At 73.0% G+C, this 16,849-nt stretch carries 9 protein-coding genes; 5 read left to right on the forward strand and 4 right to left on the reverse strand.

All coding sequences use genetic code 11. The features are described 5' to 3' along the window. Positions 1–142: 142 nt before the first annotated feature. Positions 143–463, forward strand: a complete 321-nt coding sequence (locus tag ACH499_RS22400) for an L-rhamnose mutarotase (RefSeq protein ID WP_356206474.1) — start codon at positions 143–145, stop codon at positions 461–463. Between the two features lie 81 nt (positions 464–544). Continuing rightward, positions 545–1,573 carry a LacI family DNA-binding transcriptional regulator gene (locus ACH499_RS22405; protein WP_356206476.1) on the forward strand — a complete coding sequence of 343 codons (1,029 nt, stop codon included), beginning with the start codon at positions 545–547 and terminating at the stop codon, positions 1,571–1,573. Between the two features lie 67 nt (positions 1,574–1,640). Here the strand turns inward: ACH499_RS22405 and ACH499_RS22410 are convergent, their stop codons facing one another. The 3 genes from ACH499_RS22410 to ACH499_RS22420 all read right to left on the reverse strand — a co-directional run bounded on the left by ACH499_RS22410 (position 1,641) and on the right by ACH499_RS22420 (position 11,083). Then, positions 1,641–4,907: a family 78 glycoside hydrolase catalytic domain gene (locus ACH499_RS22410; RefSeq protein WP_399017817.1), complete on the reverse strand. Its 3,267-nt coding sequence runs from the start codon at positions 4,905–4,907 to the stop codon at positions 1,641–1,643. Between the two features lie 43 nt (positions 4,908–4,950). Then, complete coding sequence (locus ACH499_RS22415; protein WP_399017819.1) at positions 4,951–8,358, reverse strand: glycosylhydrolase-like jelly roll fold domain-containing protein; 3,408 nt, start codon at positions 8,356–8,358, stop codon at positions 4,951–4,953. A gap of 133 nt (positions 8,359–8,491) precedes the next feature. Further along, positions 8,492–11,083, reverse strand: coding sequence for a beta-L-arabinofuranosidase domain-containing protein (locus tag ACH499_RS22420; RefSeq protein ID WP_399018142.1), 2,592 nt, complete (start codon positions 11,081–11,083; stop codon positions 8,492–8,494). 358 nt (positions 11,084–11,441) lie between these two features. Here ACH499_RS22420 and ACH499_RS22425 point away from each other — a divergent pair, with 358 nt between their 5' ends. Beyond that, entirely contained in the window at positions 11,442–14,492 is a 3,051-nt protein-coding gene (locus tag ACH499_RS22425) for a glycosyl hydrolase (protein ID WP_399017821.1), read from the forward strand. Positions 14,493–14,537: 45 nt separating this feature from the next. Here ACH499_RS22425 and ACH499_RS22430 read toward each other — a convergent pair whose 3' ends face one another. Beyond that, positions 14,538–15,122, reverse strand: a complete 585-nt coding sequence (locus tag ACH499_RS22430) for an XRE family transcriptional regulator (protein ID WP_356206484.1) — start codon at positions 15,120–15,122, stop codon at positions 14,538–14,540. Positions 15,123–15,239: 117 nt separating this feature from the next. Between ACH499_RS22430 and ACH499_RS22435 the strand changes: the two genes are divergently transcribed. Continuing rightward, positions 15,240–16,076 carry an EamA family transporter gene (locus ACH499_RS22435; protein WP_399017824.1) on the forward strand — a complete coding sequence of 279 codons (837 nt, stop codon included), beginning with the start codon at positions 15,240–15,242 and terminating at the stop codon, positions 16,074–16,076. Between the two features lie 38 nt (positions 16,077–16,114). Further along, on the forward strand, positions 16,115–16,822 hold the full coding sequence (locus ACH499_RS22440; protein WP_399017826.1) for a B3/4 domain-containing protein: 708 nt from the start codon (positions 16,115–16,117) through the stop codon (positions 16,820–16,822). Positions 16,823–16,849 lie beyond the last annotated feature (27 nt).

Here is a 16,849-nt window from a genome sequence, read left to right on the forward strand (position 1 = left end):
GGGCCGCCCGGCGGGGCCCCCCTCCCGATTACAAACCCACAACCCTCCACCTTTCGTAGTTCTGACCCCCCCCCCCCCCCCCCCGGGGGGGGGGGGGCCCCGGGCGGGGGGGGCCCCCCACCGTCGGCAGCAAGGTGATCCGATGCAACGCGTCTGTTTCCTCCTGAAGGTCCGCGCCGAGAAGGCCGCCGAATACCGTGAACGCCACCGGGACGTGTGGCCGGACATGCGCGCCGCCCTCACCGAGGCCGGCTGGCGCAACTACTCCCTCTTCCTGCGCGAGGACGGCCTGCTCGTCGGCTATCTCGAGACCGACGACTTCGAGGCGGCCCGCGCGGCCATGGACGCCACCGGGGTGAACGCCCGCTGGCAGGCCGAGATGGCGGAGTTCTTCGAGGAACTCGACGGGCAGGCGCCCGACGCCGCCATGCGCCCTCTCACCGAGGTCTTCCACCTGGCGTGAGCCGGCGTCCCGGCTCCGTAGGATGAAAGCTTCCCACCGCACCGGTTCGACGGCGGGAAAGAACAGCAGGAGGCAACACACATGACGCGCTCCACGCCGAGGGCCGGCATCAAGGACGTGGCACGGGAGGCGGGTGTCTCCGTGGGCACGGTGTCCAACGTGCTCAATCAGCCCAGCCGGGTCTCGGAGCGGACGCGGCGTCATGTGGAGCAGGTGATCGCGCGTCTGGGCTACGTGCGCAGCGAGTCCGCCCGGCAGCTTCGGGCGGGCCGCAGCCGTGTCATGGCGGTGCTCGTCCTGGACATGGGCAACCCGTTCTTCGTCGACCTGGCGCAGGGAGCGGAGCGCACCGCCCGGGACGCGGGTCTCGCCGTCACGCTGTGCAACAGTGCGCAGAACGCGCAGAACGAGGCCGAGTACCTCGACCTCTTCGCCGAACAGCGGGTCCGCGGGGTGCTGGTCACGCCCGCCGACCCCAGTGGGCGCAGTCTGAGCGACTTCCGCCGGCACGGCATCCCGTACGTGCTCGTGGACCGGGTGGCGGGGGACGAGGAGGGCTGCTCCGTCTCGGTCGACGACGTCGCCGGCGGGGCCATGGCGATCCGGCATCTCACGGGCGCCGGGCACCGCTCCATCGCCTTCGTCAGCGGGCCGCCCCATCTGCGCCAGGTGCAGGACCGCAGGACGGGTGCCCTGAGCGCCGTCGCCGAGGCCGGCCTGCCCCCCACCGCGCTGCAGGAACTTCCCAACGAGCGCCTCGACGTGGCCGCGGGACGGGACGCGGGGGCCAGGCTGCTGGGTCTCGCGGAGCGGCCCACCGCGGTGTTCTGCGCCAACGACCTGCTGGCGCTCGGCGTGCTCCAGTTCATGTACACGGCCGGCGTGAAGGTCCCGGACGACATGGCCATCGTGGGGTACGACGACATCGAGTTCGCCGCCGCGGCGACCGTCCCGTTGACGTCCGTGCGCCAGCCCGCCCGCGCCATGGGCGCGCTGGCGGCCGAGCTGCTGCTCCAGGAGGCCGGTGACCGGGCGGAGGAGCACGAGCACCAGCACGTGGTCCTCCAGCCGGAGCTGGTCGTCCGCGGTTCGAGCCTGCCCACCCGCTGACTCCCGGCGCCTCGCGCGCAATGCCCGACGGCGGTGGCGTCGCACGACGCCACCGCCGTCGGTGTGTTCAGGAGGCGTCGGGCGCGTACACCGACGTGAAGGTCCAGTCGCCCGAGCCGACCTCGTAGACGGCCTCGCCCCGCTCGGTCCGCAGCGGCTTCGCGCCGGCCGGGGCGTCGACGCGTCCCCCGGTGAACGGCACGTGGACCTCGGCCGTGCTGCCGGCGGGGACGCTCAGCCGCAGCCGGTAGCGGTCGCCGTCGCGCTGCCAGTCGGTGCGCACCGTGCCGTACGGCGTCCGGTAGGAGCCGGCGGCGGAGGTGAGGTCGCCGACGACGGCCGGATCGATCAGCAGCTTGCGGTAGCCGATGGAACCGGGGGCCTGTTCGATCCCGGCGACCCGGTCGGTGAACCAGGCGTCGATAGCGCCGAGCATGAAGTGGTTCTGGGACTGGCCGGGGCCGCCGTCCCAGGACTCGCCGAGCGTGGTGTTGCCGTTGAGGACCTGGTAGCCGTAGCTCGGGCTGGTGGTCTGCGTGGCGATCTCGTGGACGACGTCGTCGCGCCCGGCCGCGGAGAGCACCCGGAAGGCGGCGGGCAGCGAGATCTCGCCCAGCACCAGGTGGTGACCGGCCTCCTCGACGCTGCGGACGAAGTGGCCGAGCAGCCGCTCGCGCTCGCCGTCCGGGACGGCACCCATGTCCAGGGCGAGCGCCTCCGCGCCGTGTCCTCCGCCGCCGAAGGTGCCGGTCTCCCGGTCGTAGTACGTGGCGGTGAGGGCCTCGGCACTGGCATCGGCCCTGGCACGGTAGGACGCGGCGTCGTCCTCGTCGCCGAGGACGTCGGCGATACGGCTCATGGCGTCGACGACCCGCCAGTAGCCGTAGGTGCCGGCCACGGCGCGCGGGAACGTCCGGTCCGGGGTGAACCAGTCGCCGAGGCCGTAGTCGAGGATGCCGTCCTTCACCTGCTGCTCCAGGAACGACACGTACCGCTTCATCTGCGGGTAGTACGTGCCGAGCGTGTCCCGGTCGCCGTAGGTGGTGTAGAGCTGCCAGGGCACGAGGACGAAGGCGCCGCCCCAGTTGGCGTCGTTGCGGTAGCCGCCCGGCAGGTTCGTGTACTCGGGGACGGTGCTCGGGATCAGCCCGTCCTCGGTCTGGGCGTCGGACATGTCGCGCACGAGCTTGCGGAAGTACGCCTCCATGTCGTAGTTGCCGGTCAGGACGGGGAAGAGCAACTGGTTCTGCTCCAGCCAGCCGAGCTTCTCGCGGCTCGGGCAGTCGGTGAGGACGCTCATCATGTTGCCCTCGACCGACCGGCGGATGATCGCGTGGATGCCGTTGACGAGCTGGTCCGAGCTGGTGAAGTCGCCCGAGGAGGCGTTGTCGGTGTGCAGGACCTTGCCGCGCACGGTGACGGTCGCGTTCTCGGGCAGGCCCTTGAGCTCCAGGTAGCGGAAGCCGTGGTAGCTGAACTTGGGGTGCCAGGTCTCCGGGCCGTCGCCGCCGGTGGTGTAGGTGTCCCACAGCGGGCCGCCGACGTTGCTGATGGACTGGAAGGCGTGGCCGTCCTTGAGGCTCTCCGCCGGCAGGATGCGGATGTCGGTGCCTGCCGGGGCGGTGACGGTGATCTCCGGCCAGCCGGCGATGTTGCGGCCCAGGTCGAAGACGCGGCTGCCCTCTGCCGCGCCCTGGACCTCCTTGCCCGTGAGCGTCTCGATCACGCGGACGGGTTCGGTCTCCCGGGCGCTCAGGACGGCGGGGTCGGCGGCCGTCCCGGGACCGGACACGGTGGCCGCCGCCTTCCAGGCGCCGCGGTCCTGGCCCGGCTTGTTCCAGCCGGGGATCGCGCGACGGGCGTCGTAGTCCTCGCCGCCGTACCAGTTGGAGGAGGTCGTCGCGCCGAGCGTGGTGCGCCAGTCGCCGCCGCTGGCGACGCGGCGCACGGTGCCGTCGGCGAGCGTGATCTCGAGCTGGGCGACCACCTTGGGATCACTGAGGTTGCCGTACAGCTTGCGGTAGCGGTCGGCGGTGCTGACGACGTTGGACATGCCGTTGCCCAGCTCGATGCCGATGGTGTTGCGGCCGGAGCGCAGCCGGTCGGTGACGTCGTAGGTGGCGTACTGGACGCGTTCGGCGTAGTCGGTGTTGGCGGGTTCGAGGACGGCGTCGCCGACCGGCTCGCCGTTGATGCTCGCGTCGTAGATGCCGAGGCCGGACACGTACAGCCGTGCGCTGCGCACGCTCTTCGGCAGGGCGAAGTCCTTGGTGAGCAGCGGCAGTCCGGCGGGCAGGTACGGCGTGGGCGGCTGCTGCCCGGTGACGCGGGCGGCCTCGGTGAACGGGCCGGTGGGCGCGTCGCCGGTGGAGACGGTGTAGTCGACGGGGAAGTTCGGCACCCGGCCGTCGCCGGTGAGGACGTCGGCGCGCGGGTACAGGGCGACCCGGTCGAAGGTCTTGGCCGACTTGAGGTCCAGGGTGAGCACGACCGGTGTGCCGGAGACGTCGGGGCCCGTGTGGGGCGGGCTGGAGTATCCGGCGGCGGTCTGCAGGGCGCTGTTGGGCAGTCCGTCCACGGCGAGGGCGGGTTCCCAGGTCTTGCGGACGGCGTGGGTCTCCGAGGCGGTCACGGCGGCGCCCTTGGCGAGGCCGGTGGTCCCGGTCTCGGAGTCGCGCAGGTCGATCTCGCCGAGCTGGAGGCGCCAGGTCTCGGCGGGGAAGTCGTCGGCGAGCGGCAGTCCGAGCCGGGTGACGTCGAGGCGGACGTAGCGGGCCGTGGTGCGCGGCAGGTCGACGACGACGGGCTCGACGGTGCGCTTGCCGAGCTGCCAGTCCGGGTGTGTGATCCAGTCCGCGTCCCAGTCCCGCTGCTTCGTCAGGCCGGTCTCGAACTGGGAGGGTTCGCTCCATCCGGAGTCGCGGCCGGTGTCCCCGGACCACAGCATGACCCGCCAGTAGACGCGGGTGCGGGAGCCGAGTTCCTTGCCGGCGTAGGTGGTCTGCGGGACGCCGGAGCGGACCTTGCCGGAGTCCCACAGGTCCGGCTTGCCCTGTCTGAGCCTGCTCAGGGAGCTGGCCGCCTGCACCCGGTACGCGGACTGCGCGACGCCCGTGGCGCGGCTGGTGATGTTCCAGCTCAGGTAGGGCGTCGTGTCGTCGATGCCGAGGGCCTGCGCGAGGTGCTGGGTGCGCAGTCCGGCGGGCGCGATGCGGGCGGGAGGCCCGGCTTCGGCGTTGACGGCCGTGGGCAGCACGGTGACGAGGGCGGTGAGGCCGGAGGCGACGAGGAGGGCGGGGCGCCGGCGGGCGCGCCGGGTGAGCGCTCGGCTCATGGGGTGCTCCTTGCGGGTGGAGGGCGGGGCGGGGGCTGCCGGGTCAGACACGGCTGAGTACGGCTGTGAGGCGGCGGTACGGCCGCAGGGTCACGGGTCCGAGCAGGCCCGACGGCAGCGGCTTCTTGCGTTCGTTGGAGAGCGTGTTGGAGACGCGGACGGTGATCGTGTTGCGGCCGGCCCTGAGGACGTCGGTGACGTCGGCGGTGTAGGGGCTCCACAGCAGCGGCGGCAGGTCGGTGCCGTTCACGGTCACCGCGGCGACCTCGCGGACCGTGCCCAGGTCGAGACGCACGCCCCGCCCGTCGAGGGTGTCGTGGTCCAGGTCGACGGTGGTCGCGTAGGTGGCGCTGCCGGAGAACAGCGGGTCGAGGTCGGTCCAGCTTCCCAGGGGGCGGGTGACGGGCGTGGCTCCGTCCTTCTCCAGGGTCAGCGTCCAGTCGCCGCCCAGCCGCACGGCGTGCAGCGGGTCGGTGACCTCGGCGGTGCCGCGGTAGGTGTGCCGGCCGTCGGTGCCCGCCAGCGGATGGCTGCCGGGCGCGTCGGCGACGGCGGTGACGTGCAGGGCGCCCTTCGCCTCGGTGACGGCCTCCACGGGCAGGGACGCGTCGGTGAGGTGGGCACCGGCCCGGGTGGAGGCGCGGACGACGACGGCGAGGGTCTCGTAGGGCCGCAGGCGCAGCGGCACCCGCAGTCCGTCCCGTCCTCGGTCGCGGCGGTACACGGGTGCCGGCCGTGCGATGCCGGTGGCGGGGTCCCACAGCTCCGGGACGCCCGTGGCCGGCAGTGCGGCGACCGTCTCGACGGACATCGCGCTCTCGTTGTTGACGAGGAACGCGATGTCCTTGCCGCGGGTGGTGCGCAGGACGCGGACGGCCTCGGCGGCCGGTTCGAGGACGGCGGCGGCGACGCCGGCCGCGTGGGCGGCCTCCCGCAGTCCGGACACGTCGGCGACGCGGACGGCCGTCCCGGCGCCGGTGCGGCGGCTGCCGGGCAGCTTCTCGCCGAACAGTCCGGACAGCGCGCGCTCCAGGCCGCGGTCGCCGCCGTTGGCCTCGTCGCCGGGCAGTTCGCCGACGGCGACGACGGTGCCGCCACCGCGCACGAAGGCCGTGAGGGTCTTCACGGCGGCGGCGTCGAGCGTCGGCGTCAGCGGCAGGACGGCCAGGTCGTAGCGGGCCTCGCCGACGGTGAGCCGGCCGCCGCGGGCGGTGGCGTGGGCGAGGAGTCCCCGGTCGCCGCTCAGCGCTCCCTCGTGGACGAGGTCGAAGTCGACCTGCGCGGACTCCAGGGCGTACGCGGCGTCGCTCAGCGCGCTGTCGACGAAGCCCTGCCGGTCGGTGCCGCGCCACTGCTCGGCCGCCCGCTGCGGCTGGATGAGCGCGGTCCGCGCGGCGGACGTGCCGCGCGCGACCTCCATCACGCGGCCGATCCAGTCGGCGAGCGGCTCCATGGCCCACCACCAGGGGGCGCGCGGGCCGAACGGCGGGGGGAAGTACACCCGGGTCTCGTCGGTCCACAGCGCGTGCAGCACGGTGAGGTTGATGCCGCGGGTGGCGTTCGCGCCCACGAGGGCGCGGGCGAAGTCGGGTGCGACCTGCCAGCCCATGTTGCCGAAGGCTTCGAGCAGGGCGCGTTCGCGGCCCATCTGGTGGGCGACGCTCACCGGGTTGCGCGGGATCATGGTGGGTTCGCCCGCGACGTACTCGGCGGTGATGATGTCGCCGCCGGGCACCTGCGCCCACTGGTGGACCTTGTGCAGGTCGCCGGTGGACGCGATGCGCTTGGAGGGGGAGGTCTCGTCGTACAGCGGGTTGGTGACGAGGGCGACCTTCCGCTTCTCGTACCAGCGGGACTGCTTCTCGAAGTAGACGGCGAACCGGTCGGAGACGGCCTGCCAGTAGCGTCCGCGGGCGATACGGCCGTCGCGGCCGAGGTCGTCGAAGGCCGAGGCGTACGCGGTGCCCGGTTCGACGCCGACGGCGTGCAGCGCGTCCTCCAGCGTCGGCGACCAGGGCAGTCGCTTGAAGTGGGCCTCTGCGGAGGCGAAGTAGGGCTCGTCGTCCCAGAATCCGGGCACGACGTTGCCGAAGTAGCGGCCGAAGCGGCGGTGGTACTCCCCCGGGACCATGTCGAGGAACAGGTCGACGGGCTCGTCGTCGAGCAGGTCGACGTAGCTGCGGCTGTAGCCCTGGCTGTCGTCGATCAGGGTGCTGCCGCCGAAGACGTCGATCTGCCAGCGTCCGGCGGGGACCTTCCAGGACCGTCCGGCCCGCAGGTCCCGGGTCAGCTCCACCATGCGGTCCGTGCCGGCGGCACCGACGGGGCGGGCGGTGGCGGCGACGGGTGCGGCGGTGCCCTCGGGGCGCGGGCGGGCCGGGAAGTCGCCCGCGGCGGCGGGGTCGTCGAAGGTCTGCTCGTACAGGGTGGTGCCGTCGGGGGCGGTGACGGTCAGGCTCTCCCACAGGGCGCGCTGCCCGTCGACGGCCCGCACGCCCACGCTGCCGGTGGTGCGGGCGGCGTCGGTGACGGTGCCCTTGTCCTTGCCGTCGAGGGTGACGGCGATGCCGTCGCCGCGGACGGTGACGGCGAGCGTGTGGAACTTGGTCTTGTTGAAGCCGTCGGTGCGGCTGCTGCGCGCGAGCTCCTTCGGTGCCGCGCCGTCGGCAAGGCGCAGGACGGTGACGACGCCGGTCTGGTCGAACTCCACGGCGTAGCCGTCGGTTCCGGTCGCGCAGGCGCGGACGACGAGTCCGGCGGAGCCGTGTTCGGCCTTGGCGCTGCCGGTGACGGTGCAGTCGGTCCAGCCGGCGCCCCGGCTCAGTACGGCGGCGCCGCCGAGGACGTCGGCGTCGGCGACCAGGCGGCCGGTGTCGACGCCCACTCCGGTGGTGGCGGTGAGGTCGGCGACGGCGGGTCCCTCGACGACGGTGGTGGACCGCCACAGTGCCTTGAGCCGCAGGTCCGGCCGGGGTTGGTAGGTGCGGGAGCCGACGGTGCCGCCCTTGACGACGTACTCGCCGGCCCGGCCGCTCGGGAAGTGGTCGTCGTTGAAGAGCCAGACCCGCATGCCGGTGCGCTCGGCGACGCGCAGGACGTGGCCGACGATCGCGAACCACTCCTCGGTGAAGAACACCGGCTGCATCTCGGCGTTGTCGAAGGGGAAGAGGACGACCTCGAACATGCCCTTGTCGCGCAGGTCGGCCATCTGGGTCTCGACGAGCTCGGGGGTGACGGGGCCGTTCCAGTACCAGTAGACCGTCGGTCTGCTGTCCCGGCGCGGGTCGGCGAAGTCCTCGGGGGCGTAGCCGGACGGGCGGGCGGCGCCGGCGGGGGCCGGCTGAGCGGTGTGGGCCGCGTGGGCGGTGCCGGGCAGGCCGGTGGCGAAGGCGGCTCCCGCCGCTCCGGCGGCGACGACGAACCGGCGTCTGGACAGGTCGGACTCGGACATCGGGGACTCCATCGTTCGGGGTGGGATGCCGGGCGGGCGTGCCCGTGCCGTGCGGCACCGGGCATGTGGGTGCCCGGGCCGGCGGGCCCGGGCGGGGCGGGGGTGTGCCGTGGACGCGTGCGTCCGGGCCCTGTCAGCCGGCGGCGAGTGCGGCCACCTCGGCGGCCGTCAGGGCACGGTTGTGCAGGCGGAAGTCGGTGATCGCGCCGTGCAGGTACGGGTGCGTGGAGTTCTGCGAGCGCCCGAGGTAGTTGCGCGTGCTGGCGCCGAACAGCAGCGGGCTGGTGACCACGGCGGCGTTGCGGCCGGCCTCGGCTCCGTCGACGTACAGGATGCCGGTGCCGTCCGCGAGGGTGAGGGCGACGTGAATCCACCGTCCCTGCGGCAGGGGCCCGGCCGCGTCGACCACGTCCTCGCCCTCCATGCCGGAGATCTTCAGCGCGGCGCGTGCCCGTCCGGCGCCGGTGCGCGGCGTGAGGTACAGGTAGGTGCTCTTGTGGTAGCCGAGGTCGAAGACGCGGGCGGAGTTGGCGATCGAGTCGATGCGGACGCGTACGGCGACCGTCAGTTCGGTCAGTCCTGCGGGGAGCCCCTCGGGGAGCGCGACGTGACCGTCCCTCCCGTCCAGGAGCACCGCGGTGCGCGTGCCGTCGGTGGTCCACGCGGCGCCGCCGGTCAGTGCCGCGCGGGGGAAGGTGCCGGTGCTGTCGGCGGCCGTGGTGCCGGTGCCCTCGTCGAGCGGGTAGCGGGCGATGTCCCGTGCGCGGTCCCGGCGGGGCGTGACGGCCCAGTAGACGGTGTAGTTCTGGTGGTGGACCTTGTAGAAGGGCCGCAGCGGGACCTCGCGGCCGTCGGCCACGGCGGTGAACTCCAGCGGGACGCCCGCCACCGGCCGCAGGGAGTCGGGCCGGATGTCGGGGATGGTGGCGAGCGCCGTGGATCCGTACGCTCCGGCGAGGACCACGGGACCGTACGAGAGGGACCGGACCTGCGGGTTGTCGGGGGCCGGCTGCCAGACGGGCTCGCGCGGGAAGGTCAGTTCGACCGTGTCGCCGCGCCGCCAGGGGCGTTCGATCGTGACGTACCGGCCCGGGCGGACGGGCGCTCCGACGGCGTGGCCGTTGAGCCGTACCGAGGCGCGCCCGCCGGCGGCGGCGAGCCAGGCGGGGACACGGACCTTCAGGCTGAAGCGTCCCTCGCCGGCGGTCACGGTGAGACGGGTGCGGTCGGTCTCCGGGTGACCGGTGTCCTGACGCAGGGTCACCCCGGCGTCCCGCCAGGTCACCTCGGAGGGGATGAACAGGTTCACGTACAGCGTCTTCGCGTCCGGCCCGGCGGAGCGGAAGTAGATGCTGTCGGCGAACTTGGTGTGGGTCTCCATGCCCGTGCCGTGGTCGCAGGAGAAGTTGTCGTAGTCGCTGCTGTAGCTGCCCGGCGCGGCACCGAGTCCGCCCTTGGGCTGCCGTCGCGAACCCGCCCACAGGCCCGTGTAGTAGGTGACGAACCCGTGCTCGGAGTCGGGGTCCTGCTCGCCGAGCATCTGGTTGTAGAGGGTCCACTCGTAGTGGTCCATGTACGCGGTGGCCGCGGGGTCGTGCAGGTAGAGCTGTCTGCCGAGCTTGAGCATGTTGTAGCTGTTGCAGTTCTCGCAGGTGTCCTCGGAGAGCCGGCTGACGATCTCGCCGGGCGGGCCGAAGAACTCCTGGTTGGAGTTGCCGCCGATGGCGTACGAGTGGTGCCGGACGACCGTTTCCCAGAAGTGGGTGGCGATGTCCAGGTAGCGCCGCTCCCCCGTCGCACGGTAACTGCTCACCGCGCCCACGATCTTGGGGATCTCGGTGTTGGCGTGCCGTCCGGCGAGTTCGTCGCGGCCCGCGGCCAGCGGCCCGTACAGCTCCTCGTGGTCGAAGCGCCGCGCGGTGCGCAGGTGCGCGGGGTCGCCGGTCTCCAGGTACAGGTTCGTCAGCACCTCGTTCATGCCGCCGAACTCGACTCCGAGCAGGGACTGCATCCGGTCGTGGGACAGGGGCGCGGTACGGGAGTCCGCCCATGCCGCCATGCCCGTCAGCACGGTCATGGCCTGCTCGTCCCCGCTGAGCCGGTACTGGTCGAGGAGCCCGGCCATGATCTTGTGCAGCGTGTAGTAGGGCGCCCAGGGCTTGCCCCCGGCTTCGAGCCGGTCGAAGACGTCCTCCGGGAAGGCGGAGAGGTAGCCCGGACGGTAGCCGGCGGCGGGCGCGTGCGCCTGGCACTCGGCGAGGGCCGCGACCAGGTGGCGGGCCTTCTCCGCGTAGGCGTCGTCGCCCGTGTTGGCGTGCGCCTGGGCGAGGGCGGACAGCAGGTGGCCGGTGCTGTGTCCGCGCAGCAGGACGTCCGGTGCCTCCCAGCCGCCGCACGGCTCGGCGGTCGACGGCAGTCCGACGTTGAGCCGGAAGGTGTGCAGCAGCCGGTCGGGGTCGACGTACCGCAAGTAGGCGCAGGTGCGCCGCATGTTGGCGAGGAACGGGCTCTCCAGCAGCCGGACCGCGGAGAGCGGAAACGGGTCCAGCGCCGGCCGGACGGCCGCCGCGGCCGGTCCCGCGCCGGCCGGCGAACCGGTGTCCGGCGCGGCGGCGGACGTCTCGGCTGCCGCCGCGGCAGGCAAGCCCACCGCGGTGGTCGCGGCCGCGGCGGCCGTGGCGGTCAGGACGCGGCGGCGGGTGGGGCTGGGCGCATGGGGTCGCACGGACAAGCCGGGCTCCTTCGGGAGGGACGAACCACTCGTTGGCGGGCCGACGCGTGCACGGGACGGCGGGAGGCGACGCCCTGTGGCGGTCGGCTCCGCAGCGTGCGTTGCTTTGAAACGTTTTTCTCAGCCGACGGCAAAGTAGGCGCAGCCTTGGGGCGCGTCAAGGGTTCCGACAGCCCCGCCATGACGCCCCTCCGGGCGTCACCGAGCTTCATTCGCACGGTACTTGCTGGTAACAGGCCCTGTCGGCGACACATGAGGGCGATCGGACGATCTACCTCCGCACGACTCTTGCGGCCGCACACCGGGCTGCGTATGTTCCAGCCAAGTAATTAAAACGTTCAAACGAGGTCCGATGAGTCACACACCTGGGCAGGAAGACACCTTCGAGCGGAGCAGCCTGCGTCGGCGGGCGCTGCTCAAGATGACCGCGGCGGCCGGGGCCGCGACGGCGCTGTCGGCGGGCACCGCTTCCGCCGCCGCGGCGGCGGGGTCGCCGGTGACGACGGGCGTCACGACGGCCAAGTCCGGCGGCCCGTTCGCCCGTTCGTTCTCCTCCCCCGCGGCGCCGGTGCGTCCCAAGTTCCGCTGGTGGTGGCCGGACGCGCTGGTCGACGCCGACGAGATCAGGCGGGAGATCGACCAGATCGCCGACGCGGGCTTCGGCGGCGTGGAGATCGCGGCGGTCACCCACAGCGTCTCCGAGCCGATCGACCCGTCCCGCCACGGCTGGGGGACACCCGCCTGGACCGACGCGGTGGAGACGGCCCTGCGGCAGGCGAAGAAGCGCGGCGTCGTCGTGGACCTCACCCTCGGCCCGGCCTGGCCCGCCGCCGTTCCCGGCATCACGCCCGACAGCAACGCGGCCATCAAGGAGCTGGCGCACGGCGTCGCCGTGGTCCCCGGGGGCACCGCCTTCACGGGCCCGCTCCCCGAGCCGGTCACCGCCCCCGACTCGGCCGCGACGACCCGGAAGGTGCGGTCCGTGCAGGCCGCCCGCGTCGTCGCCGGCACCTCGCCCACCGCCTTCCCGACCCGGCTGGAGAAGGATTCGGTCGTCGACCTCACCTCGCGCGCCGAGGGCGAGCGGCTGGAGTGGACGGCGCCGGACGACGGCACCTGGCTCGTCATCGCCTGCTACGAACGCGGTTCGGGCCAGCGCCCCGAGGGCCCCGCGCACACCACCCCGCCGAGCTATGTCGTCGACCACTTCAGCGAGGCCGGGACGCGGGCCGTCATCGACTTCTGGGAGAGCCGCGTCCTCACCCCGCGCATGCGCAAGCTGCTGCGGGAGACCGGGGGCGCGCTGTTCGAGGACTCCATCGAGATCGAGACGCACGCGACGCTGTGGACGCCCGGCATCATGTCCGAGTTCGCACGCCGCATGGGCTACTCGCTCGCTCCGTATCTGCCGGCGCTCCTCCAGACCAAGGAGAAGTACGCCTTCGCGTTCGACGACGCCACCAACAAGGCCGTCCGCCGGGACTACATGGAGGTGGTCACCGAGCTGTACGTCGAGAACCACCTGCTCCCGGTGCAGAAGTGGGCGCACGGCCTCGGCCTGCACCTGCGCGTCCAGCCGTACGGTCTCCAGACCGACGCGATGTACAAGGCCGCGCTGCTGGACGTGCCCGAGGGCGAGTCGCTCGGGTTCAAGAACCTCGACGACTTCCGCTGCCTGGCGGGCGGCCGGGACATGGGCGGCAAGCTGGTGCTGTCCAACGAGGCGGGCGGAACCGCGGGCGGCGCGTACGCGACCACCTGGGACGCCACGTTGCGCAAGCTCGTCACCCAGTACGCGGCCGGGGTGAACCAGGCCGTGTTCCACGGCTTCGCGTACGCCGACGCCCCGGGCGCGGCGTGGCCCGGCTTCGCCGCCTTCTCGCCGTACAACGGCGGCGCCGGCTACGGCGAGGCGTGGGGTCCCCGCCAGCCCACCTGGCGTCACGCGCCCGACGTCGCCGGGTACCTGAGCCGCGTTCAGCAGGTCCTGCAGACCGGCGTCAACAAGGCCGACATCGGAGTGCTGTGGCAGAAGGGCTACGCGGGTTCGGGGCTAGGCGCGTCCTGGTTCAGCGGCGAGGGCGTCCCCGTCGGCTGGACGCACCTCTTCCTCAGCCCGCGCCTGCTGTCGCTGCCCGGTGCCGTGGTGCGCGACGGCCGGTTCGCGCCCGACGGCCCCGCCTTCAAGGCGCTCCTCGTCGACGGCGACGTCATGATCGGCCGTGAGCACACGCTGCAACTGGACGTCGCCGAGAAGCTCGTCGGCTACGCCGGGAAGGGCCTTCCGATCATCGTCATCGGCGACTGGAAGGACGGGCACGTGCCCGGGCTGCCCAGGACCGGTGACAACGCGCGTCTGCTGGAGCTGATCGCCGAACTGCTGGCCCAGCCCAGCGTGTCCAACGTCCCCGACCGCCCCGACGTCCCGCAGGGCATCGCCGCGCTCGGCCTGACGCGCGACGTGGAGTACGCGCAGTCCTCGATGCTGCTCCACGCCCACCGGGCGGACACCGAGGCCGACTACTACTTCTTCGCCAACGACTCGGTCAGCAAGAAGGGGTCGACCGGCTCGCCCATCAGCCACGACGTCACACTCACCACGCGCAGGCCGGACGTCGTCCCCTACGTCCTGGACGCCTGGACCGGCACGATCGAACCGCTCGCCGTCTACACCCGGCTCGACGACGGGCGCATCCGGCTGCGCGTCTCGCTGGAACCGGGGGCCACGACGATCATCGCGACGGCCCGTCCCGGCAAGTGGATCCCCGGCCCCGCGCCCCGCTGGAACGCCACGTCGAGCGAGGCGGCCGAGGTCCGCCGGGCCGAGGGCGGCCGGCTGGAGATCCGTGACACACGTCCGGGCACCTACACCACGGCCCTCCAGGGCGGGGCCGCCGTCAGGGCGACCATCGAGGAGGTCGCCGAGCCGATGGCGCTCACCCGCTGGACCCTGACGGCCGAGGACTGGACGCCGGGCAGCACCCCGTCGAGCACCGTCAGGACCCGGCGCACCGTCGAGCTCGACGGACTCAGGCCCTGGCCCGAGATCCCTGAGCTGGCCGACGCGTCGGGCGTGGGCCGGTACCGCACCACGGTGAGGCTGGGCGCCGCCTGGAGCGGTGGTCACGGTGCCCGGCTGGAACTGGGCGAGGTGTACGACACCTACCGGGTCACGGTCAACGGGCGCGCCCTGCCGCCCGCGGACCAGTTGACGCCGGTCGTGGACGTCGGTCCGTACCTGCGTCGCGGGACCAACACCATCGAGGTGGAGGTGGCCACCTCGCTGCTCAACCGCCTGCGGGTCTCCAACCCGCCGGTGTTCGGGCTCGCCAAGCGGCAGAACTACGGGCTCGTCGGCCCGGTGCGGCTCGTTCCGTACGGCAGGGCGGTCGTCGAGGCGTGACGCCGACCGCGCCCCCTCGACGGCGATCGAGGGGGTGCGCCCGGGTCAGCTCGCGGCGCCGGGGCCCGGCGGGATGTGAACGGTCATGATCAGGTGGCAGGTCCCCTCGCCCGAGCCGCGGTAGGTGTGCGGGGCGTCACCGTCGAAGGTGGCGGTCTGACCGGCCTCGACGGGATGCTCGGCGCCGTCGACCACGAGCACCATCCGTCCGGCGGTGACGCTGACGGTCTCCACGACGCCTGCCTGGTGGGGGTGGCTGGGGTACTCCTCCCCGGGCTCCAGTCTCCAGCGCCAGACCTCCACCGGCGCGGGTCCCGACGTGGTCAGCATGAGCCGCGCCTCGCCGCCCTTCTCCCCGGCCCACAACGGCATGACGGCGTCGGCGGACACGACCCGCACGCGGCCCTCGGCCGGCCCCTCCATCAGTGCGGACACCGAGATCCCGAGGGTGTCGGCGAGGCGGACCAGGGTGGCGAAGTTCGGGTTGCCCTGGGCCTTCTCCAGAGCGACGAGGGCGCCCTTGCTGACCTTGGCGCGGCGGCCGAGTTCGTCCAGGGACAGTCCGGCGCGGGTACGGGCCGCGCGGACGTTGTACGCGAGTGTCCGCAATGCCGCCTCGGTCTCGGCCATCCCTCTCACCCTTCACCCAATGGGTCAGTGGACTGCACCGTGCGGTCGTTCGGTTGACTACTTCCGGTCGGTGCGTTGTACGGTGCAGTCGTTCCATTGATAGTAAGGGATGTCCCCGTGATCGCTCTGCTGCTGGCCCTGGGCAGCTCCCTCGCCTACGGATGCGCCGACTTCCTCGGGGGTCTCGGCGCCCGCAAGGCCCATGTTCTGCGCACCGTGATGATCGCCGCCCCGGCCTCGCTCACCGTCGAGCTGCTGCTGTGGCCCTTCCTCGGCGCCTCCTTCGCCCCCGCCACCCTCGCCTGGGGCGCCGCCTCCGGCGTCGCCTCGGCCGCCGCGTTCGCCCTGCTGTACCGCACGCTGGCGATCGGCCCGATGAACGTCCTCTCCCCGGTCACCGCGCTGGTCTCGGCGATGCTGCCGGTCGGCGTCGGACTGGTCCAGGGCGAGCACCTGGGCCCGGCCGGGCTGATCGGCCTGCCGCTCGCGCTGGCGGCGGTGGTCCTGGTCAGCGCCGGACACGGCGCCGGCAGCGCCCGCCCGTCGCGCACCGCGCTGCTGTCGGCGTTCGGCGCCGGGGCCGCCATCGCCCTCCAGTTGGTCTTCCTGCACCAGGCGCCGTCCGACAGCGGCGTCGGCCCGCTGATCGTCGGCCGGGCCGTGTCCTCCGCGGTGACGCTCGCCGCGGCCGGCCTGATGTTCCGGCGGCTGGGCCGGGAGAAGCCCGCGTACGCGATGTCGGCGACGGCAGGGGTGCTGGACTCGGTGGCCAACCTGCTGTTCCTGCTCGCCGCCCGCGGCGGTGACCTGGCCGTCGTCGCCGTGATCACCGCCCTGTACCCGGCAGGTACCGTCCTGCTCGCCCGCGGCGTCCTCGCCGAGCGCATCCACCGCGGCCAGGTGATCGGCCTGGGCACCGCCGCCGTCGCCGTCAGCCTCCTCGCCCTCACCTGACCCGCCCGCTCAGCCACTTTCCCCGAACGGACCGGACGATGACCACCTTCCGCATCAGCCCCGCCGTCTCCGACGCCTTCCCCGACACCCTCGTCGCCGTCGTCACCGTCACCGGTCTGCGCGGCCACGGGCCCTGGCCCGCCACCGTCGCCGCCCTGGAGGACCTGGAGCGGCGACTCGCCGACGGCACCTGGCGGCCCGCCGACGAGAACGACCCGCGCATCGAGGCGTGGCACACCGCCTACCGCTCCTTCGGCACCAACCCCCGCCGCGTCCGGCCCAGCGTCGACGCCCTGGGCCGCCGCATGGCCAAGAGGGGCTCCCTGCCCCGGATCAACCCGGCCGTCGACTCCTACAACGCCGTCTCCGTCCGCCACGGCCTGCCCGCCGGCGCCTTCGACCTCGGCCACGTCACCGGCGACGTCGAGATCCGCCACGCCGACGGCACCGAGACCTTCACCCCGCTCGGCGAACCCGACGCCACCGAGCACCCCCGGCCCGGAGAGATCATCTACACCGACTCCACCGACGTGCTCACCCGGCACTGGAACCACCGCGACGCCCACCGCACCCGCGTCACCGGGGACTCCACCCACGCCGCCTTCGTCCTGGAGACCGTCGCCGCCACCCGCGACGGGCACCTGCTCAAGGCCGCGGCCGACGATCTGCGGGACCTGCTCCGGCCCCACTGCGAGAACACCACCGTGCATCACCTCGGCCCGGCACATCCCGAGACCACCGTCTGACCACCCCGCCGAAGGACCGGCACCCGC

The sequence above is a fragment of the Streptomyces sp. NPDC018947 genome (genome assembly GCF_044390505.1).
Classification (GTDB): Bacteria; Actinomycetota; Actinomycetes; order Streptomycetales; family Streptomycetaceae; genus Streptomyces.